The 18,189-nt window shown below is 41.7% G+C and carries 23 protein-coding genes and 1 other annotated feature; of the genes, 21 read left to right on the top strand and 2 right to left on the bottom strand.

Annotated elements, in window-relative coordinates; all coding sequences use genetic code 11:
* Positions 1–61: 61 nt before the first annotated feature.
* The gene (locus ACK1LH_RS11895; RefSeq protein ID WP_411333139.1) at positions 62–1,822 is read left to right on the top strand and encodes a M3 family metallopeptidase; all 1,761 of its coding nucleotides are present in this window, start codon (positions 62–64) and stop codon (positions 1,820–1,822) included.
* Between the two features lie 45 nt (positions 1,823–1,867).
* Here ACK1LH_RS11895 and ACK1LH_RS11890 read toward each other — a convergent pair whose 3' ends face one another.
* Positions 1,868–2,464 (bottom strand): TetR/AcrR family transcriptional regulator, encoded by a 597-nt coding sequence (locus ACK1LH_RS11890; RefSeq protein ID WP_051827249.1) that lies wholly within the window; start codon positions 2,462–2,464, stop codon positions 1,868–1,870.
* 116 nt (positions 2,465–2,580) lie between these two features.
* Between ACK1LH_RS11890 and ACK1LH_RS11885 the strand changes: the two genes are divergently transcribed.
* The 12 genes from ACK1LH_RS11885 (at position 2,581) to ACK1LH_RS11830 (ending at position 10,657) form a co-directional block, all read left to right on the top strand.
* Positions 2,581–3,432, top strand: a complete 852-nt coding sequence (locus tag ACK1LH_RS11885) for an ABC transporter ATP-binding protein (RefSeq protein ID WP_029280574.1) — start codon at positions 2,581–2,583, stop codon at positions 3,430–3,432.
* The gene (locus tag ACK1LH_RS11880; protein ID WP_411333138.1) at positions 3,432–4,136 is read left to right on the top strand and encodes a hypothetical protein; all 705 of its coding nucleotides are present in this window, start codon (positions 3,432–3,434) and stop codon (positions 4,134–4,136) included. Before ACK1LH_RS11885 ends, ACK1LH_RS11880 begins: the two co-directional genes overlap by 1 nt.
* Positions 4,133–5,092 carry an ABC transporter permease gene (locus ACK1LH_RS11875; RefSeq protein ID WP_411333137.1) on the top strand — a complete coding sequence of 320 codons (960 nt, stop codon included), beginning with the start codon at positions 4,133–4,135 and terminating at the stop codon, positions 5,090–5,092. Before ACK1LH_RS11880 ends, ACK1LH_RS11875 begins: the two co-directional genes overlap by 4 nt.
* A 140-nt stretch (positions 5,093–5,232) precedes the next feature.
* Entirely contained in the window at positions 5,233–6,099 is an 867-nt protein-coding gene (locus ACK1LH_RS11870; RefSeq protein WP_029280580.1) for a PPK2 family polyphosphate kinase, read from the top strand.
* A 160-nt stretch (positions 6,100–6,259) separates the two neighbouring features.
* Positions 6,260–6,517, top strand: a complete 258-nt coding sequence (locus tag ACK1LH_RS11865) for a hypothetical protein (RefSeq protein ID WP_029280582.1) — start codon at positions 6,260–6,262, stop codon at positions 6,515–6,517.
* 196 nt (positions 6,518–6,713) lie between these two features.
* On the top strand, positions 6,714–7,064 hold the full coding sequence (locus ACK1LH_RS11860) for a hypothetical protein (protein ID WP_411333136.1): 351 nt from the start codon (positions 6,714–6,716) through the stop codon (positions 7,062–7,064).
* Between the two features lie 45 nt (positions 7,065–7,109).
* The gene (locus ACK1LH_RS11855) at positions 7,110–7,946 is read left to right on the top strand and encodes a hypothetical protein (RefSeq protein WP_242524603.1); all 837 of its coding nucleotides are present in this window, start codon (positions 7,110–7,112) and stop codon (positions 7,944–7,946) included.
* Positions 7,947–8,068: 122 nt separating this feature from the next.
* On the top strand, positions 8,069–8,602 hold the full coding sequence (locus ACK1LH_RS11850; protein ID WP_029565938.1) for an NTTRR-F1 domain: 534 nt from the start codon (positions 8,069–8,071) through the stop codon (positions 8,600–8,602).
* Between the two features lie 159 nt (positions 8,603–8,761).
* Positions 8,762–9,205: a MarR family winged helix-turn-helix transcriptional regulator gene (locus ACK1LH_RS11845; RefSeq protein ID WP_411333134.1), complete on the top strand. Its 444-nt coding sequence runs from the start codon at positions 8,762–8,764 to the stop codon at positions 9,203–9,205.
* 21 nt (positions 9,206–9,226) lie between these two features.
* Positions 9,227–9,862 carry a nitroreductase family protein gene (locus ACK1LH_RS11840; protein WP_411333133.1) on the top strand — a complete coding sequence of 212 codons (636 nt, stop codon included), beginning with the start codon at positions 9,227–9,229 and terminating at the stop codon, positions 9,860–9,862.
* Between the two features lie 20 nt (positions 9,863–9,882).
* A complete protein-coding gene (locus ACK1LH_RS11835) occupies positions 9,883–10,179 on the top strand; it encodes a putative quinol monooxygenase (RefSeq protein WP_029280590.1) in 297 nt (98 codons plus the stop codon).
* A gap of 163 nt (positions 10,180–10,342) precedes the next feature.
* Entirely contained in the window at positions 10,343–10,657 is a 315-nt protein-coding gene (locus ACK1LH_RS11830) for a hypothetical protein (protein WP_203287483.1), read from the top strand.
* A gap of 56 nt (positions 10,658–10,713) precedes the next feature.
* On the opposite strand, the gene ACK1LH_RS11825 is transcribed toward ACK1LH_RS11830, so the two are convergent.
* Positions 10,714–10,893: a hypothetical protein gene (locus ACK1LH_RS11825; protein WP_411333132.1), complete on the bottom strand. Its 180-nt coding sequence runs from the start codon at positions 10,891–10,893 to the stop codon at positions 10,714–10,716.
* A 259-nt stretch (positions 10,894–11,152) separates the two neighbouring features.
* Between ACK1LH_RS11825 and ACK1LH_RS11820 the strand changes: the two genes are divergently transcribed.
* From ACK1LH_RS11820 to ACK1LH_RS11785, 8 genes are all read left to right on the top strand, one after another.
* Positions 11,153–11,902 (top strand): sugar phosphate isomerase/epimerase family protein, encoded by a 750-nt coding sequence (locus ACK1LH_RS11820; protein ID WP_051827246.1) that lies wholly within the window; start codon positions 11,153–11,155, stop codon positions 11,900–11,902.
* A 6-nt stretch (positions 11,903–11,908) separates the two neighbouring features.
* Positions 11,909–12,856 carry a sugar kinase gene (locus ACK1LH_RS11815; protein WP_411333131.1) on the top strand — a complete coding sequence of 316 codons (948 nt, stop codon included), beginning with the start codon at positions 11,909–11,911 and terminating at the stop codon, positions 12,854–12,856.
* 13 nt (positions 12,857–12,869) lie between these two features.
* Positions 12,870–14,150 (top strand): MFS transporter, encoded by a 1,281-nt coding sequence (locus tag ACK1LH_RS11810; protein ID WP_029280596.1) that lies wholly within the window; start codon positions 12,870–12,872, stop codon positions 14,148–14,150.
* Positions 14,151–14,168: 18 nt separating this feature from the next.
* Positions 14,169–14,834 carry a bifunctional 4-hydroxy-2-oxoglutarate aldolase/2-dehydro-3-deoxy-phosphogluconate aldolase gene (locus ACK1LH_RS11805; protein WP_029280598.1) on the top strand — a complete coding sequence of 222 codons (666 nt, stop codon included), beginning with the start codon at positions 14,169–14,171 and terminating at the stop codon, positions 14,832–14,834.
* A gap of 55 nt (positions 14,835–14,889) precedes the next feature.
* Positions 14,890–15,903: a LacI family DNA-binding transcriptional regulator gene (locus tag ACK1LH_RS11800; RefSeq protein WP_411333130.1), complete on the top strand. Its 1,014-nt coding sequence runs from the start codon at positions 14,890–14,892 to the stop codon at positions 15,901–15,903.
* A gap of 51 nt (positions 15,904–15,954) precedes the next feature.
* On the top strand, positions 15,955–16,572 hold the full coding sequence (gene hxlA / locus ACK1LH_RS11795; RefSeq protein ID WP_411333128.1) for a 3-hexulose-6-phosphate synthase: 618 nt from the start codon (positions 15,955–15,957) through the stop codon (positions 16,570–16,572).
* Entirely contained in the window at positions 16,569–17,117 is a 549-nt protein-coding gene (hxlB, locus tag ACK1LH_RS11790; protein WP_411333127.1) for a 6-phospho-3-hexuloisomerase, read from the top strand. Before hxlA ends, hxlB begins: the two co-directional genes overlap by 4 nt.
* 255 nt (positions 17,118–17,372) lie before the next feature.
* The gene (locus ACK1LH_RS11785; protein ID WP_029280606.1) at positions 17,373–17,825 is read left to right on the top strand and encodes a VOC family protein; all 453 of its coding nucleotides are present in this window, start codon (positions 17,373–17,375) and stop codon (positions 17,823–17,825) included.
* Positions 17,826–17,945: 120 nt separating this feature from the next.
* Positions 17,946–18,166, top strand: a binding site (T-box leader).
* Positions 18,167–18,189 lie beyond the last annotated feature (23 nt).

Here is an 18,189-nt window from a genome sequence, read left to right as displayed (position 1 = left end):
AAAGTGTTATGCGTTTTTTAAACTGGATGAAAATGATAACGCTTAAATGGGAGGATTGGGATTGAAGACCGCCGATTATAAAACCCGTTGGAATCTAGACACTCTTCTTTCTGGGCCAGACCTGGAAAAGGTCAGCCTGTATATCGGTAATATGGAAGAAACAGTATCGTTTCTGGAATCAGTTTCTAGATCGGAAAATATGAATGAAGACACACTTTCCGATTTTTCGAACAGCATCCGTCAAATTGAATCGTTGGAGTCATTTTATTATTGTTTGACTACAGAGAAAGGAGAGTCTTCTTTGTTAGCAGACGTATACAGCCGAATTTCAGCTCTGAAAACAAGACTGCTTCATATTCGGTTCAATTTGGCGGAAAACCTTTTCAATAAGGATCGTCAGGAGAAGGGAGTATTGCCCATACGAATGACTGAGAAAGACTTATTTATAGGTCAATTGAGAAGCAATAAGATAAATCGTAAAGAAGATAAAAACACACGTCTTTCTAAAGAAAAGTTGAGAGGGCTTCAATACAACTATGAACAGCTGCGGAATCAATTGAACATAAGTATTCATGCCGGTGATGGGGAAAAAACGTTCACTTTCGGGGAAGCCAGTTATATGGCCATGTCTCATTCAGATTTGAAAGTGAAAACCAATGCATTCAAAAGTTTGAATAAAACACTGGAAAAACAACGAGAAAGATTTGCGGCTATCTATGGCCAAATGGCTGAAATAAGATTAAATGAATATAGAGTAAAAGATATTCATTTCTTTGAACACTCTCTCGAACAGAACGGAATTTCAAAGCATTCACTAGAAGCAATGTGGGCTGCGGTGGATGAATGTTCAGCTGAACTTTCAGAGTATTTACTGGTAAAAGCGGAGGAAGCTAATAAGGAGAAGCTCACATGGCATGAGGCTATGACTTCAACACAAGATGTGCACCTTGAATTCTCGGTTTCTGACGCTGTTGACGCAATTTCGAAGTCTCTTGAAAGGATTGACGGTAAAATTCCTGAATTTATCCATCATGTGATCACCAATGGGTGGGTGGATTTGGAACAGCGGAAAGAAAAGCCGCCGGGGGGATTTTGTGCACCATTTCTTTCAGAAGGTGAGTCAAGAATCTCTCTCTCCTTTGACAACAGCTTAGAAAGTGCGAGAAGACTCTCTCATGAATTAGGCCATGCCTGGCATTTCAAACAAATGAGAGCTTTTCCTTCCCTGAACTTTTCAGATGAGACGTTTGAAATGACTGCTGCAGAAACGGCTTCTATCTTATTTGAAACAGCATTTATTGATTACGTCATTGAAAACACAAAAGATAATCGAACAAAAAAAGCCATTCTAGGCTGGAAAATTGAACGTCAATTAAATTATCTTATGTCAATCAGAGGTGCCTTTCTATTTGAGAAAAGTTTTTACGAGCTCAGTAAGACAGAAAACATTGATGCAGCGAAAATGGAGCAGCTCTCCCTGCAGTGCCAGAAAAAAGCGTTTGGCGGAGCTTTGAGTGAATATGAACCTTACGTGTGGATAAAATATGGGCAGTTTTATCAGGCGGATGTTCCTTTTTATAATTATCCATATACATTTGGTTTCTTATTAAGTGCAGGTCTTTTGGAGAAATCAAAAATAGATGAGGATTTTGATGGGAAATTTCTGAAGTTTCTAGGTGAAACGGGAACACTTCCGCTAGAACAGCTAGTAAAAAAACATTTTGCTATTGATTTAACAGAGTCAGATTTTTGGATCAGACCGTTGAAAAACATGATAAAAGATATTGATCAATATAAAGAGTTGCCTGTTCATTCGAAATAACTGAAACAGCCTCCTATTAGGGAGGCTGTTTCAAGTCTGTCTATATTAAAGATTCTTATAGCCTGCTATTCCGTACAGCAGAATTTTTAATATGGTTTCATGGCTTTTTATCTCTTCCTGACTTGAAAAAAGAATACTGTTTTCAGATGAGATATCTTTTCGGTAAAGTTCAATCACTTTCATGATCATTTCATCCGGCAGCTCTTTGGAAAAAGCGCCCTCGGATTTGGCCTGGTGGATAAAATTCTTAATCAGCTCGTAAGTCCTGGTGAGAAATTCTTCTTCTATTAATTTTTTCATGCTGGAGTCATTCATGATAAAAGATATAAAATCAGGATGAAATTGACTGAGCAGCTCGGTTTTTGTAAAAATCAGTCTTGATATCTTCTTATCAGCAGGGTCATTTGATTGCGTGATTTCTTCTGCCAGCTGTAATTGCGATGCCAGTACAGACCTGACAACTTCAAGCATCAGCCCTTCTTTACTTCCAAAATAATTGTATATGGTTACGACCGAGACCTGTGCCTTTGCAGCAATTTCCCTGATAGAAACTTTACTTGGAGATAAATGTGTAAATAGCATGAGAGCTGATTGTATAATCAGTTCTCTTTTTTTATCTGTTCTTGCTTTAAAGCCGTCCATTCCTTCACCTCATAAATATTATAACAAATTGTTGACTTTGTTTCAAAAAGTACTATACTGATTTTATAACAAATGAAACAAATTAGTTAAATTGTTTCAAAAAGGAGAGTGGAGAGATGACCTTTGCAATTGAAGCAAAAGGATTGACTTATTCATATGACAGAAAAAGCAATGCGGTAGATCAATTATCATTCCAAGTGAAGAAGGGAGAGGTTTTTGGTTTCCTGGGCCCGAGCGGCGCTGGGAAGTCCACTACGATAAAATTGTTAACCAGACTGATTGCACCTCCGCCTGGAAAAGTGTTTATTCTGGGACAGGATATGTCAAAAGCAAATCACTCTTTTTACAAAAGAATCGGCATTGCTTTTGAAAATGATGTCCTTTACCCGACATTGACCGGTTATGAGAACTTGATTTTTCATGCAGGATTGTACGGGACAGGGAAAGACGAGGTTTATGACATACTGAAAAAAATGGATCTCTATAAATCGAAAGATAAAAAAGCAGGCGAGTACTCGAAAGGAATGAAAACAAGACTTGTTCTGGCAAGAGCGCTTGTCACTAATCCGGAAATCCTGTTCATGGATGAGCCGACATCAGGTATGGATCCTGAAATTGCAGCCTATGTACGTGAGGTGGTAAAGGACATGAATAGAAGAGGCACCACCATGTTCCTGACAACTCATGATATGAATGAAGCAGAAAAACTTTGTGACAGAATTGCCTTTTTTAATAATGGAAAGATTGTTGAACTCGATACTCCTGAAAACTATAAGAAGCGTTTTGGCAAGCAGACTGTGTCAATTGAACAAAGCGGAAAGAAGATAACTTTTTCTAAAGAGGATGATTTGACGAAACTGACCGAAATCATTAAAAGCAGGCACTTCGACAGCATTCATACTCAGGAAGCAAGCCTGGAAGAAATTTTCATCAAGGTTGTCGGCCGGGGGCTGAAAGGGGAATCGTGATGCTGAAAATGGAATGGATTAAGCTTATTCGGAATAATATCGTCGCATTGATATTCGGCTACATCCTTTTAATGTCGCTTGGAATCAACATTCTGGCATTTGGATTTCAGGAAGTTTCATGGGTTGAATCGTGGCTTCCGGTTTTTACAATTTTCTATATCATTATTCTTATTGACCTCTTATTCTGGATGGCGGCTATGCAGATTTCAGAGGATATGGAGACAAATATGATTCAAGTTATGAGAACAAGCAGAACGGTCGCACACTATTTTTTCAGTAAGCATGTTTTGCTTTTGATGATTATTGTTGCAGCAGCCTTCCTGGCACTCATACCTGCAGTGAATCAAATCGCGTTTTTGCTGCAATTCCTGTTTTTAACCCTCATTCTTTCAATCGTTATGATTGCAAGCGGGGTGCTCCTGGCGATGATTGTTAAAAAACAAAGTGTTGTCATGCTTGCCGGAAGTGTTGTGACAGGGTTCATATTTGCGGTTATGATTCGTCTCGTTTTGCCGATGTGGAATATTAAGCCTGTACCATTTAACCCATTTGAACCATTCATTGGGGCATACTATTCCTTATATTTGCCGGAAGGGCCTTCTGCAGGTACTTATATCGAACTCACTATTTTTGCCGTAGTGTTTTACGTTATCAGTCTTTTGATTTTTAAAAAAGTAACGTTCGAGAGAGGGTTCAGGCTATGAAAACAGGGTTCACAGCTTATATAAGAAAAGATTTTGCGCTTTCAAGAAGAAATATGCTCATTTGGCTTATTGTCCTTTTCCCAATCATTACGGCATTTGGGGCTTCCGGCATCACAGAAACCTATTCGGATACTCCGAAAATTGTCGTTCTTGAAGAAGAAAAAAATCAATTTCGCATTCCGGATGGAGTTCAAGTTTTGATTTCAGCTACTCAGGAAGATTTAATTCAGGAGGTAAACGATATTGATGCCAAGATCGGCTTTATTGAAGGAAAGCTGGTTACAGACGGCCGTGAACCGGCTGAAGCGGTTGAGAAAGCAAAGCGGATCCTTGAAGAAAAACCTATTGAATCAGACAGCCTGAGTTCCAGTCTATTTGAAAAAGTGTATGCTTTTAACCTTTATGGGTCCTTTCTTTTCTTTGGCATCATCATTTTGTTCAGTCTGGTAGAAGAACGGAAGAATAAAACAACAGAGCTTCAAAATGTCCAGCCTGTACATCCGGCAGTACCAATTCTTTCCAAAATAACTATTGCCTCATTCATTACATTATTTGATTTTGTGATCTGCAGTTATTTATTAAAACTGCCTTTTGTTTGGGAGACAGCGGGACTTATCATCCTAATCGGTATTTTGCTTGGGACCGTTCTTGGAATGGCAATGGCTTTTTACGCATCAACTGAAACGCAGGCACTTGCTATATTAAAACCTGTCACACTTGTCTTTTTAATGGCGATTCCCGGACTGGGATTCTTTTTAGAGGGAGAAATCATGCATAATATTGCGATGGCAGACCCATTCTACTGGCTGCTGCAGCTAGTCTATGGGTTGTATATGAATGACTTGAACTACACGTATGTATACTTGAGCCTTGGTTTATCCGCCGCAGCTTTGTGCATGATTGCAGCCAACTGGCATAGGACGCCATATGGCATAAAGAAGGCAAAAACTTATTGAAAGTTATGAGGCAGAGATACCATTTGCGTTTCCCGTTTACGCTTTCATGAACTTGGGTAAAGATGGAGGAATGAACACAAAATGCGCTAGCTTTTCAGCGGCATCAGGAAATGGTTGTTCAGCGGACCTAGGAGGAAAAAATGAACGTAAACAAATACAGAATTGAAGGCAATAAACAATTAAAATTAAGAGATTACTCACCGAGTGAGAAGCATGATTACTCAGAAAAAGAACTGCTGGAGAAGCTTATTCCTGAAAGCATAGACAGGCTGAAGGAATTGCACTGGCGCCTTCATGCGGAAGAGAAGAAGGGCATTGTCGTCGTTTTGCAGGCTATGGATGCTGCAGGAAAAGATGAAGCCATCAGCTACATTTTTTCTAACTTAACCGCTCAGGGCCTGAAAACGACTTCCTTTCAAAAGCCGTCGGACTCAGAGCAAAAGCATGATTATCTTTGGAGAATCCATAAAGCGCTTCCTGCGAGAGGTCAAATCGGGATTCTGAATCGTTCCCACTATGAAGAAGTTATAGCTCCGAGAGTTCATGATCTGCTTAAAGAAGAATCGGTGCCTGATGAGAAGGAGAAAGAAGAAACATGGGCAGTCCGCTACAGACAAATCAATGACTTTGAGCGCTATTTAACGGAAAATGGCTTTGAAGTGGTGAAATTCTTCTTTCATATGTCGAAAAAAGAACAGAAGGAAAGACTCCTCGAGCGGATGAAAAACCCAAAGAAGAACTGGGAGTTTTCCTTCAGCGATGTGGAAGAGCGGAAGCATTGGGACAGCTACCAGGACATTTTTGAAGACATGCTGAACCATACATCAACGGAATATGCCCCTTGGCACATACTCCCTGCAGATGATGAATGGTATTCACGCTACATCATTTCTGAAGTTATGAATAAATGCCTGGAAAAGATAGATCCGCAGTTCCCTGAAATTTCTCAGGAGAACAAAGAGAAGCTGGATCACTACATTGAGATGCTTGAAAGTGAAAAAGAATGAATTTTAGTCAGGAAGAGCCCGCCATCCATGTGACGGGCTCTTTTATGTTTTATATAGACTGTTTTTTGAAAATTGCTGTTGTTTTGTTTTTAATAACAAATAACAAGTGGTAAAATAAGTAAGGATAACAAATTGATTTATACCTGAGAGGGGGATGGATATGAGAAAGTCAGGCATCATATCAATTACGGCTTTTTTAATTTCTATGCTTGTGTATACAGCTTGGTTTTTTAACGAAGATTTATTCTCAAATTCAGCCATAATTATAGCAGGAGTACTGCCGATTATCGGAATCATGACAGCCTTGCTTACTAAGATAACATCTCTTAAAATAGTGGGTCTGGTTGGGAATTCGTTTGTGCTATTATGGGCTGTTGTAATCCCGACTGCTTCTACCCTATTTTGGAACACGCCATAAAACGATAGAGTCACTTCTATTGAAGTGGCTTTTTATTATGCTTTTCTTATCATATCAACAATTTTACTGCTCGATTTTAGACAGGCTGAAATAAGTATTAGCTTGATTTGTATTTCAAAGCCCAAGTACTTAAGAACGGCTAATTATTACACGGCATTCAATGAATCTAGACCGTTCTTTCCAGTAAGGATTGTTCGTGACACCACCTATCTTGCATAATTGGAAAAGTGAAGAGTTTTCCAGCACTGGCAAACTTAAAAACTGGGAGACTGATAAAATGAATACATCCAGGGAGCAAAGTATGAAGAACTTATTGATGCTTTTTGGCATCCTCTTAATTGGAGGTTCAGCGTTGACAGCCCTGACAAATCCTCTTCCTCCAAATGAACAAATTGAATTTTTGTTGTTTTTAGGCATTATTGCTGGGATTTATTATCTCTTGCTTGCACTTTATTTCATCGGCGGATTATGGCGCAGGCTGTTTTGCATCCTCTTACTCACCACGGGCATAATGTGTATATTTATGAGTTTTTATCTCGCTGTTTAATCCTTAAACAGCAAGGAAGATTAATAGGGGAGGGAGTACTTTTTTATGACTATGTCATTAATGAAATTTGAAGAGAGGGATTCAAATCTGCCAAAATGGCGGGAAGAATTGATGGCAGAAGTAGAGCAGGATCTTCTTCTCGATGATAGCGTCTCAGCGGTCTTTTATGGGGGATCAATAGGAGCCGGAAACACAGACCTCTATTCAGATATCGATCTGCGTATTGTGGTTAAAGATGACGAGTTTGAGCAGTACCGGCAAAATAAAAAGAATCGGGCAGAAAGATGGGGAAATGTTTTGTTTTTTGAAGACTTTCCGTGGACAGTATACAGTATTGCTCACTTTGACTGTTTTATTAAAGTTGATTCCTTTTATTACAAGAGCGGTGATTTATCTCCTTCTGTGTGGTTGAGAGATATAAAAATAGTTAAAGATCATGAGTGTTTTCTGGAAAATCTTCGCAGTCAATCAAAACCTCTAAAGTATAAGGCCAGTGAGGCTGAATTTGACATTTGGAGAAACAAGTTTTTTGCATATGCACATGAAGCTTACCGGAGATGTATGAGGAATGAAATTTATTATGCTTTACACTGTTTGGACATGATGCGATGGTCGATTGCTGCCGGCTGGTATATGGAAAAGGGATATCCGCCTAATAATCCTGGAGACTGGGCAAAAATAGAAGGGGCAAGGGGTAAGCTTACGGAAAATCAGCGGTTGCTTTTAAATGGGTGGTACACGGGGAGAGAAAAAGAGCAAATTCTTTGTGTCCTTCATGAAATGACCCCTGAATTCATAGCTGTTCATAAAAGGCTGTGTGCTCACATGAAGATTGATGAAAATAGCGATTCCGTTTCACGGATTCTTGCCAAGATTCAATAACTCATCAGAGATTTTATATCTATTTTTTATTCAACTAACTCAAGTAGTCATACGCACTGTCAACTCCCGTTAATGGACATACATTAATAAGAATTAAGTTTGATGGATTCGGGGGAACCAGCGTGACAGATAATCGGATTGTAAACGGCAACTTTAAAACAGGCGGCCTTTCACCATGGACAGGATTTCATGCGGTCATTGCCAAACGCAGCGGAATCTATGCTGTCCGTTTGCTTGGCGGGGAATTAAACAGTTTCATTACTCAATATGTTAAAGCTTTTCCGGGGGAAAGTTTTGAACTCAATGCAGCTTTATCAAATGGCGGGGCTTTCAGCAGCCCGCAGATCAGTGTATCCATAGCATACTATAATGCGGCATTTAAGCTTCTTGGACACGGTTTGATCAGAACGATTCCTGCTGGAAGACTGAATGATAAAAGAAGCAGAGAGTGGGTATGGATTGCATCACCTGCACCTCCTGGAACAACCCAGGCGCTTGTCATGATCAATAAAATGCCGCAAGTAGGGGCGCCTGATGTTATTGTGGAGAATCTTGAGCTCTATCCAATTGGAAATGACGGACCTGAAAACCTTCGCAATGGCCGTACAACTTTTGTGAACTTGTACAAGGAGATTCAGAGAAGAGGTCAAAAATAAATTATATGTATAAGTCGGAAAAAACTAATGAGCGTTCCCTGGCGGAGCGCTATTTTTAATGAAGTCAAAACAAAAATCTTCTCTTTTGACTTTTGAAAATAGATGGTTTATAGTAGTTGACAGGTCAATGATTGACTTATCAATTATATAAGGTGGAGGATGCGATTGCCTCATTTCTGCAAAGAAGAAGAAGAAGAGATACTGTACCGGGTTTTTGAAATTACAAAACAGACGATGAGCAAGTTTGAACGCTGTACAGGCATCAGCCAGGCCCGTCTCGATCTGCTCCACCAGCTTTATGAAGTGGACGAGATCAGTCAGAGGGCTCTGCAAAAGCTTGTTCACATTGATCATGCAGCTGTGACGAGGCACCTTAAGCAGCTTGAGGAAAAGGGAATGGTTGTCCGGAGGAAAAACCCTGACGATCAGCGATTTACTTACGTAAGTCTTTCCGAAGAAGGAAGATCGAAAATTGTTGCATACCGCTCAGAAAAACAGCGATTTATCTCAAATGTGCTCGCAGACTTTTCAGAAGATGAACGTAAAGTCCTGCTGGGAATGCTTTCCCGCATTAAAGAGAATGTTGAAAAAATAAACGAATAGCATCAGGGAGGAACATACATCATGAATCAAACACTTATTAATGACTACCAGCAAATTGTAAGAGGCCGCAGATCCATCAGAAATTATGATCCGTCCGTTAAAATCAGCAGAGAGGAAATAGCTGAGATTCTTGAAGAAGCAGCACTTGCTCCGTCATCAGTTAACCTTCAGCCATGGCGCTTTGTTGTCATTGACACTAAAGAAGGAAAAGAAACGCTTGCGCCGCTTGCCAAATTTAATCAGAGACAAGTTGAAACGTCAGCCGCTGTAATTGCTGTTTTTGCAGATATGAAAAGCGATGAATATCTTGAAGAAATCTACAGCACTGCTGTGGAAAAAGGCTTTATGCCTGCGGATGTACGCGATCAGCAGGTTGCGGCCATAAAAGGCTTTTTTGAGGTAATGACATTTGATCAGCTAAAAGATATGAACTTAATTGATGCAGGGCTCGTTTCCATGCAGCTGATGCTTGCTGCAAGAGCACACGGCTTTGATACAAATCCGATTGGCGGTTTTGAAAAAGATAAGATTGCAGAAGCTTACGGACTCGATAAAGAGCGCTACTATCCTGTTATGCTCATTTCAATTGGTAGAGCAGCAGATGAAGGCTATCAGTCTGTCCGACTTCCTGTTGAAAAAATTACAGAGTGGAAATAACGAAAGAGGAGGATATAAAAATGATCATTATACATGCAGGTTTTAAGGTATTATCTGAAAAGGAAGCTGACTTTCTAAGCGAAATTCGTCCGCTTGTTGCAGCTTCAAGAGAAGAGGATGGCAACATTTCTTATGATTTAATGAAAGACACTGAAACAGCAGGAGCGTACAAAATGATCGAGCTGTGGAAGGATGCAGAAGCAGTTGAACTTCATAACAGCAGCGAGCATTTTAAAGTGTTTTCTGGAAAAGCGATGCAGTTTTTGGCTGCACCGCCTGAGGTTAAAGTTTTCAATGGTGAGCAAGTAAAATCATAATTTTATTTAAAAACCCAGTCCTTTAGAAGGACTGGGTTTTTAAATAGAAAAATAAGAGAGAGATAGAAAAATAATACAAAATAGTATAATATACCCTTTGATTGTATTTAGTAACATATTAAACTGGAAAAAGAAGTAAAATACTTTAGAGGAGGAGAAAGATATGAAAAAAATGATTGCAAAGACAGTCACTTTTCTATCAGTAGGGATTTTGACTGCAGGATTTGCGGGCGAGAGCGCATCGGCAAAGCAGCTGAATGCATCAACTACCCCAAATAGAGAAAGCGTTTCCATTCAGGCGGTAGAAGATCCGGGCGGCGGAGGATATACTTGGACGTATGTTACGACTAAATATCATTCAGCTGGTTACTATAAGGTCTACGAAGATTTTGATGCGGTATGGCACTACATAAAAAACGTCTATTACGATAAAAATGGCAAATACCTTGAAACCAAGTACTTAAAATATTATAGATAAAATAAAGGGACTGCATTTGTGCGGTCCCTTTTCAATTTCTTCATGCAGAGGCTTTCTTAGGTGAAAACAGTTTCTGCATCAGTGAGGATGTAAAAGAATACGCGTCCGCCGAACTCAAAATTCATATTCTCAAGGATTGAACCGGTAAAGCTCTTATCTTTAACTTCAATAAAATATCTTTCGTTTTCTTCAATTTCTATAATCGTATCTTGAACTCGTATTTTAATGTTAGCCACTTTTCGATCACCGTCCGCACTTAATCATAATATCGTTACCTGATTTTAACATGAATTCCATGAGACTTATCAGGATATTAAAAATCTGCACAATTGCAGGAAGGATTCAAGGTTTATAAATGATGAAAATAAGTGGCGGCTGATCCATTGTTTTAAAAAATTGTGAATAGTAGTTGTAAAACGTTTTCAAAAAGATTATACTTTCACTAAACCGATTTACTAAACCGATTTATTAATAAATTAGGAGGCTGATCGCTGCTTGATTATCATTCCAATGAATGTTTTTGACAGAAAAGTAGTTTTAGAGAGAGGCCAGCTGGATTTTATCCGGAAAGCAGCCGAAGCAGGAGCGGATGGAATTGAGATACGCAAGGAGCTGCTTTCAGAAAGTGACTCATTGTTGCATCTGAAAGAAGAACTTACTCGTCTAGATATGTTCACAGTTTACTCTGCGCCGTCTGAGGTATGGAGTGAGGGGGGACGCTTAAATTCTTATGAACTAGTGAAAGTGTTCGGTGAGGCTCTTGCAGTTGGGGCAAAATGGCTGAAACTCCCACTCGGTTATTATTTACATGGAGTTTCTGAACTTGCAGAACTGAATCTATTTTTAAAGGATTATAAAGGGATACAGCTCCTGATTGAAAATGATCAGACACCTCAAGGAGGTAAAATTGAGCATCTGGCCGACTTTTTTGAAAGCGCTTCGAAGATAGAGATTCCAATCAGGATGACGTTTGACATTGGAAACTGGCACTTTACAGGTGAGAAGCCGGAATCAGCATTTAGCAGATTACGTGAGTACATTTCCTATTTACATTTAAAAGAAGTGGCATTAAGAGATGGAAAGATTCACCCGACCGGACTGTCAGCGGCAAAACATGCAGGGTGGAGGATGTTTCAGAACAGGACGGGGAAATCTGTGCCGGCTGCACTGGAATTCCCAATACAGCCCCACGAAAGATTAAAAGAATTTATCGGTTTAGCAAGAGAAAATCAGATGGAAGGATGAGAGGGTATGAAACCATTGGATGTTGTGACGTTTGGTGAAGCGATGGCGCTGTTCATGGCTGATGAGACGGGACCGCTTGATGAAGTAAAGCACTTTACCCGTGAACTTGCAGGCGCTGAAACGAATGTTGCGATCGGACTTGCAAGGCTTGGTCTCAATGCCGGATGGGCAAGCAAGGTCGGCGAAGATGCATTTGGCACATACATTATGAAAAGGCTTGCAGAGGAAAAAGTGGATGTAGAGCATGTTTTTAAAGATTCGCGGTATCCGACAGGGTTCCAGCTGAAGGAAAAAGTTCTGTCGGGTGACCCTTTCGTTCAGTCTTTCAGAAAGGGCTCCGCAGCAAGTTATATGAACGAAGAAGATTTCAGGCCTGACTATTTCAGCCGTGCGGCACATTTACATATGACAGGCATTCCGCTTGCCGTCTCTTCTCATACCCGTTCATTTGCGGAAAAAGCACAGAGGTACATGAAAACACTTGGAAAAAGCATAACATTTGATCCGAATTTGCGGCCGGCATTATGGGCTTCCGAAGAGGAAATGATTGAAACCGTGAACAAAATGGCCGTTCAGGCAGATTATGTCCTTCCCGGTTTAGCGGAAGGAAAGGTTTTGACCGGTTTGAGCAGTCCGGAGGAAATTGCTGCATTTTATTTAAATCAAGGTGTAAAAGCAGTTGTCATCAAGCTTGGAGATGATGGAGCCTATTACAAAACCTTTAAAGAAGAAGGGGTTGTCAGTCCCTTCCCGGTAGAAGCCGTTGTCGATACCGTAGGTGCGGGAGACGGTTTTGCAGTCGGGCTCATCAGCGGTCTGCTCGAAAACCTCAGCCTGCACGATGCTGTTCTGCGGGGAAATGCAATTGGCGCACTTGCTGTTCAGTCCCAGGGAGATAATGATGGCTACCCTGACAGGCATGCTTTATTTGACTATATGAATCAGACTATTTGAGGAGGACGTTTCCATGAATCAGCCGCTTGCAAAGCAAAGATGGATCCGCTTAATACCCGTTGTTTTTATTACTTACAGCCTTGCTTATCTGGACAGGGCGAATTACGCTTTCGGAGCAGCGGGGGGCCTTGCAGAAGATCTGCAGATTACGCCTGCCATTTCATCTCTGCTCGGTTCCCTGTTTTTCCTCGGCTACTTTTTCTTTCAGGTGCCCGGCGCGCATTATGCGGAAAAAAAGAGTGCCAAGGTATTAATCTTCTGGTCGCTTATCGGCTGGGGGATTCTTGCCACCTTGACCGGAATGGTCTCAAATGTCAACTACTTGTTTGCGATCCGTTTTTTGCTCGGAGTAGTTGAAAGTGCCGTTATGCCTGCTATGCTGGTCTTTCTAAGTCACTGGTTTACCAAAGCAGAGCGTTCAAGAGCCAATACGTTCCTGATTCTTGGAAATCCTGTGACGGTGCTGTGGATGTCGATTGTTTCAGGTTACCTGCTTGAAGCTTACGGATGGAGATGGATGTTTATTATCGAAGGCCTGCCTGCGGTCATCTGGGCGTTCCTCTGGTGGAAACTCGTATTTGACCATCCAAAAGATGCTAAATGGCTGAGCGCGAAAGAAAAAGCGGACCTGCAGTATGCTTTGGAACGGGAACAGCAGGGCATCAAGCCGGTTAAAAACTATAAAGAGGCGTTTAAATCAAAAGTTGTTATTTTACTGGCTGCACAATATGCTCTTTGGAGCGTCGGACTATACGGTTTTGTGATGTGGCTGCCTTCGATCATAAAAGCAGCTCCGAATATGAGCATTGTCCAAACAGGATGGCTTTCGGCTGTTCCTTATGTGCTGGCCGTTCTTCTGATGCTTCTAGCTTCGCATTACTCAGATAAGCTTCAAAAGAGGAAAGAGTTTGTCTGGCCATTTCTATTCATTGGAGCGATTGCTTTTTACGCATCCTATTTAATCGGTCCTGATCATTTCTGGCTAAGCTTCGGTCTGCTTGTTTTAGCAGGAGGAGCCATGTACGCTCCGTACGGTCCGTTTTTTGCCATTATTCCGGAGATACTTCCAAGAAATGTTGCAGGCGGCGCCATGGCCCTGATTAATTCCATGGGGGCACTAGGATCATTTGTCGGTTCATATGTCGTGGGTTATTTGAATGGTTCTACAGGAGGATTTGGAGCTTCTTATCTCTTTATGGCAGGGTCGCTGCTCATCTCAGCTATCTTAACTATTCTGGCAACAAAACAGTCCGGTAACAAACAGATGAAAAACAATGCATTAAACGTTTCATAATAAAAGGAGGCCAATTATATGGGAGCAGCAGAAATCAGAAAACGCGGAGTTGTAGCAGTCATAAGAGGGGCTACACCGGAATCCATTCTATCAATCGGAAGTGCTCTGAAAGCAGGAGGGGTAACGGCCCTTGAAATTACGATGGAAACACCGAAAGCTTCCAGCGTAATTGAGTCAGCAGCTTCTCATTTCGGAAGCGATGTGCTTGTAGGAGCAGGAACCGTTCTTGACCCTGAAACAGCGCGCGCTGCCATTATGTCGGGTGCAAAATTCATCTTTTCGCCAACTGTCAAAAAAGAAACGATTGCCATGGCGAAAAGATACGGAGTCATCAGCGTGCCCGGAGCCTTTACACCAACAGAGATTTTGACGGCATTTGAATATGGAGCCGACCTGATAAAAGTGTTTCCGGCAGATTCAGTCGGACCAGGCTACTTGAAAAATATTGCCGGACCGCTTCCGCATATTCCGCTCATGCCGACCGGAGGGGTTGATCTCCACAACACAGGGGATTACATCAGAGCAGGCGCCATTGCCGTAGGAGTGGGGAGCACACTTGTCAATACAAAAGCAGAGCTTACTGATAAGGTACTTTATCAAATGACAGAAAAAGCTGCAGCCTTTATCGAAGAAGTGAACAAAGCCCGCCACACGGAGAAATACTCGCAAGTCAGGGGAGGCTGAATCGGCTAAAGCAGTGGATTCCCCCTCATCTATCGGATAGAATGAAGGGGAAGACATGTTTGAAAGAGTGATGAAAATGGCACGTATTACAATGGCGGATGTTGCCAGAAAAGCCGGAGTTTCGAAAAGCACGGTTTCCCAGTTTATCAACAAGCGCTATGAATATATGGGAGAAGACACAAAAAAGAAAATAGAAGCAGCGATTAATGACCTTGGCTATCAGCCTAATTATCTGGCCAGAAGCCTGAAGCAAAAACGCACGTCCATGATCGGCATTATCGTGGGAAACATTATGCACAGGCTGTCGACTGAAGTCAGCCGTTCAATTGAAGACTTTTGCCATAAACATGATATACACGCCATTCTCTGCAATGCAGACGATGATCCAGAAAAAGAGCGTAAGTACATAGAAGTGCTCCACGCCAAGCAGGTGGATGGTCTGATCATTTTTCCGACCGGCAGAAATCTGGATTTGTATCAAAAATTGATCAAAGAGAACTATCCTGTCGTATTTATGGACCGCAGAGTGGAAGGATTGAAAGCAAACTACGTGCTGGCGGCAAATGAAGCTGCAGCTGCGGAATCCATCAGGCATCTGCTCTCTGGCGGCCACAGGGAAATCGCCATCGCAACCCAGCCCCTTGTCATCAGTCCAAGGATCGATAGACTGAGCGGGTACAAAGAAGCCCTTCGTGAAGCAGGCATTCCGCTTAAACAGGAGTTTATGATCCATACAGAAAGAGAGCAGATGAAAACAGAACTTAAAAAGCTGTTCTCGCTGAAGAATCCCCCGACCGCGCTGTTTGCAGGAAATGACTTGGTTTTTATGGAAACTCTTGAATTTTTCAAAGACAATCAGCTGAAGATCGGAAAGGATGCGGCACTGGTCGTATTCGATAATATTCCGCTTGCCCATTTGGCTGAAACAGGGGTGACGACGATTGACCAGCCAGGGTACAGAATGGGACAGAGAGCTGCAGAGCTCCTGCTGAAAAAAATCAATGGTGAACATGTTGCCCCTGCCGAAGAAGTGTTTGACTGCGAATTAATTGTAAGAGAATCTTCCTGATGATTCTCTTTTTTTAAAACGGAAATACTAAACCGGTTTAGGAGGGTGTAAATGAAGATACAGCTTGCGTTAGACCGAATGACGATAGAAGAAGCAATAGAAGTAGCATCTAAAGCTGCACCGCATGTTGATATTTTGGAGACTGGAACGTCCCTAATTAAAGAATTTGGCATGAGCAGCGTCCAGAAATTGAAGGAAGCTTTTCCGGACAAGCATGTAATGGCGGACATGAAAACCATGGACAACGCGGTATACGAGTGCGGTCTGTGCTTTGATGCGGGAGCTGACATAATGACCGTGATGGGGGCAAGTCCCATTCAAACAGTGGAAGCATGCGTGAAAGAAGCTGAAAAAAGAGGGAAACAGGTAATGATTGACCTGTTGAGCACCACGGCAGAACAGCGGGAAAAACTTGCTGTGTTTAAACATGCGGTTTTCTGCGAGCATGTGAGCAAGGATGAACAAGAGCTGACGGGAGCAAGCCTTACCTTTACTGGCGGAAGACTTAAGACAGCTGCAGCAGGCGGACTGACGCCTGAATCCATCAGCGGGATGAAAGAGCTTCCTGACATTCTCATCATAGGATCGGCTATTACAAAAGCAGAAAATCCCGGTCTTGCAGCAGAAAAACTGCGAGCCCTGATTCTTGAAAAGGAGGCAATGCAATGAGCGGAACGGACACGATTTTAAAAGAGATTGAAACCGTATTAGGCAAAATAGACAATGGTGAGTTGATCGCCATCGCTGAGGAATTAAACAATGATAGGAGGATTTTTGTCACAGGAGAAGGTCGCTCGGGACTAATGGCAAAATCGTTTGCCATGCGCCTGATGCATCTGGGAGCGGAGGTTTATGCTGTAGGAGAAACGATCACACCAGGCATGTCGGGTGATGATATTCTTGTTGCCGTATCCGGTTCAGGAAAAACGAAAAGTGTTCTGTGGACGGCTGAAAAAGCAAAGGAACTAGGCTGCTTCGTTCTGGCAGTTACAGCTGATTCAGAAGGTCCGCTTGCAGAAACAGCATTCATGTCTCTCCATGTACCCGCAGCCACTAAGTACCGCAAAGAAGGCGAACAGCCGACGGTCCAGCCCCTGGGTTCATTATTCGATCAATGTGTCCACCTTCTTTTTGATGCAATATGCCTGAAATACGCTGATCTGAAGAAGGTTTCAAATGAGCAGGCTTTTTTAAAGCATAGTAATGTGGAGTAGGGAAATACAATGAAGCAGTGAACAATGAACTGTTGCTTCCGTTTCCAATAGATACTGTATTTCGTAAATCATTCACCAGGTGCACTTTATTAAGTGCACCTGCTGTTTTTTATGAAAATCTTCTTACCTATTTATCCCGTTATCTGAGCTTAAAGAGAATCGAACCATTTGATGAAGCAAAGAGAAGGAATAGTTTGCTGGAAAGTCGAAGTTATTTACTTTATTAGCAACTGTGTTACATAAGGAGATAAAACTATGGAAAATAACAATTTACTAAGAATGGACAATGTCAGCATCGTTGTAGAATCCCTCGATGACGTCATCTCTTTTTTTGAAGAGATTGGCCTGAAACTTGAAGGCAGAGCAACTGTAGAAGGTGAATGGGCTGGCCGCGTCACAGGACTGGGTGATCAGTGTGTTGAGATTGCAGTAATGGTCACCCCGGATGGCCATAGCCGGCTTGAACTTTCGCAATTTCTCAACCCAGCAGTTGTATCAGATCACCGGAATTCTCCTGTGAATGCCCTTGGTTATCTGCGTCTCATGTTTGCTGTAGAAGACATTGACGAAATGGTATCCAGACTGACTAAACTGGGTGCTCAGCTCGTAGGGGAAGTAGTTCAGTACGAGGAATCTTACCGGCTCTGCTACATCCGCGGAACTGAAGGGCTTCTAATCGGTTTGGCGGAGCAGCTGGGGAATAAGTGAGGAAGTGAAGCTTGATCATTTTTGGTCTGGCTCAGCATCCAGAGATGCAGCTTAGCTTGAATTTTTTTCAATAAAGATTGTTTTTTATAATAGAATGGATATAATATACATTAATATAAAATAAAATCGTTGATAAAGAGAGTAATTATTTGCGGAAAGTAAGCGAGTCAGGGATGGTGTGAGCCTGTCATGAAGCAAGTAATGAACCGGACTTTTGAGATGCTTGCCTGAAATTAGTAGGGAAAGCCGGGTTAAGACCCCGTTATTCATGTAAAGTGGTTTTTCTGTATGGAAAAACAAGCAGAGTGGTACCGCGGAAATTGAAAGCTTCCGTCTCTATTTAAGAGACGGAAGCTTTTTTTAT

Source organism: Metabacillus indicus (genome assembly GCF_046603695.1).
GTDB classification, from domain to species: Bacteria; Bacillota; Bacilli; order Bacillales; family Bacillaceae; genus Bacillus_P; species Bacillus_P indicus.
The sequence above is the reverse complement of the archived record's forward strand: the minus strand, read 5'-3'. Positions and strand labels throughout refer to the sequence as shown.

Coding starts and splice junctions, on each gene's coding strand:
- ACK1LH_RS11890 (WP_051827249.1), bottom strand. CDS start 2,464: ATGGACGGCTTTAAAGCAAGAACAGATAAAAAAAGAGAACTGATTATA.
- ACK1LH_RS11885 (WP_029280574.1), top strand. CDS start 2,581: ATGACCTTTGCAATTGAAGCAAAAGGATTGACTTATTCATATGACAGA.
- ACK1LH_RS11880 (WP_411333138.1), top strand. CDS start 3,432: ATGCTGAAAATGGAATGGATTAAGCTTATTCGGAATAATATCGTCGCA.
- ACK1LH_RS11875 (WP_411333137.1), top strand. CDS start 4,133: ATGAAAACAGGGTTCACAGCTTATATAAGAAAAGATTTTGCGCTTTCA.
- ACK1LH_RS11870 (WP_029280580.1), top strand. CDS start 5,233: ATGAACGTAAACAAATACAGAATTGAAGGCAATAAACAATTAAAATTA.
- ACK1LH_RS11865 (WP_029280582.1), top strand. CDS start 6,260: ATGAGAAAGTCAGGCATCATATCAATTACGGCTTTTTTAATTTCTATG.
- ACK1LH_RS11855 (WP_242524603.1), top strand. CDS start 7,110: ATGACTATGTCATTAATGAAATTTGAAGAGAGGGATTCAAATCTGCCA.
- ACK1LH_RS11845 (WP_411333134.1), top strand. CDS start 8,762: ATGCGATTGCCTCATTTCTGCAAAGAAGAAGAAGAAGAGATACTGTAC.
- ACK1LH_RS11840 (WP_411333133.1), top strand. CDS start 9,227: ATGAATCAAACACTTATTAATGACTACCAGCAAATTGTAAGAGGCCGC.
- ACK1LH_RS11835 (WP_029280590.1), top strand. CDS start 9,883: ATGATCATTATACATGCAGGTTTTAAGGTATTATCTGAAAAGGAAGCT.
- ACK1LH_RS11830 (WP_203287483.1), top strand. CDS start 10,343: ATGAAAAAAATGATTGCAAAGACAGTCACTTTTCTATCAGTAGGGATT.
- ACK1LH_RS11815 (WP_411333131.1), top strand. CDS start 11,909: ATGAAACCATTGGATGTTGTGACGTTTGGTGAAGCGATGGCGCTGTTC.
- ACK1LH_RS11810 (WP_029280596.1), top strand. CDS start 12,870: ATGAATCAGCCGCTTGCAAAGCAAAGATGGATCCGCTTAATACCCGTT.
- ACK1LH_RS11805 (WP_029280598.1), top strand. CDS start 14,169: ATGGGAGCAGCAGAAATCAGAAAACGCGGAGTTGTAGCAGTCATAAGA.
- ACK1LH_RS11800 (WP_411333130.1), top strand. CDS start 14,890: ATGTTTGAAAGAGTGATGAAAATGGCACGTATTACAATGGCGGATGTT.
- hxlA (WP_411333128.1), top strand. CDS start 15,955: ATGAAGATACAGCTTGCGTTAGACCGAATGACGATAGAAGAAGCAATA.
- hxlB (WP_411333127.1), top strand. CDS start 16,569: ATGAGCGGAACGGACACGATTTTAAAAGAGATTGAAACCGTATTAGGC.
- ACK1LH_RS11785 (WP_029280606.1), top strand. CDS start 17,373: ATGGAAAATAACAATTTACTAAGAATGGACAATGTCAGCATCGTTGTA.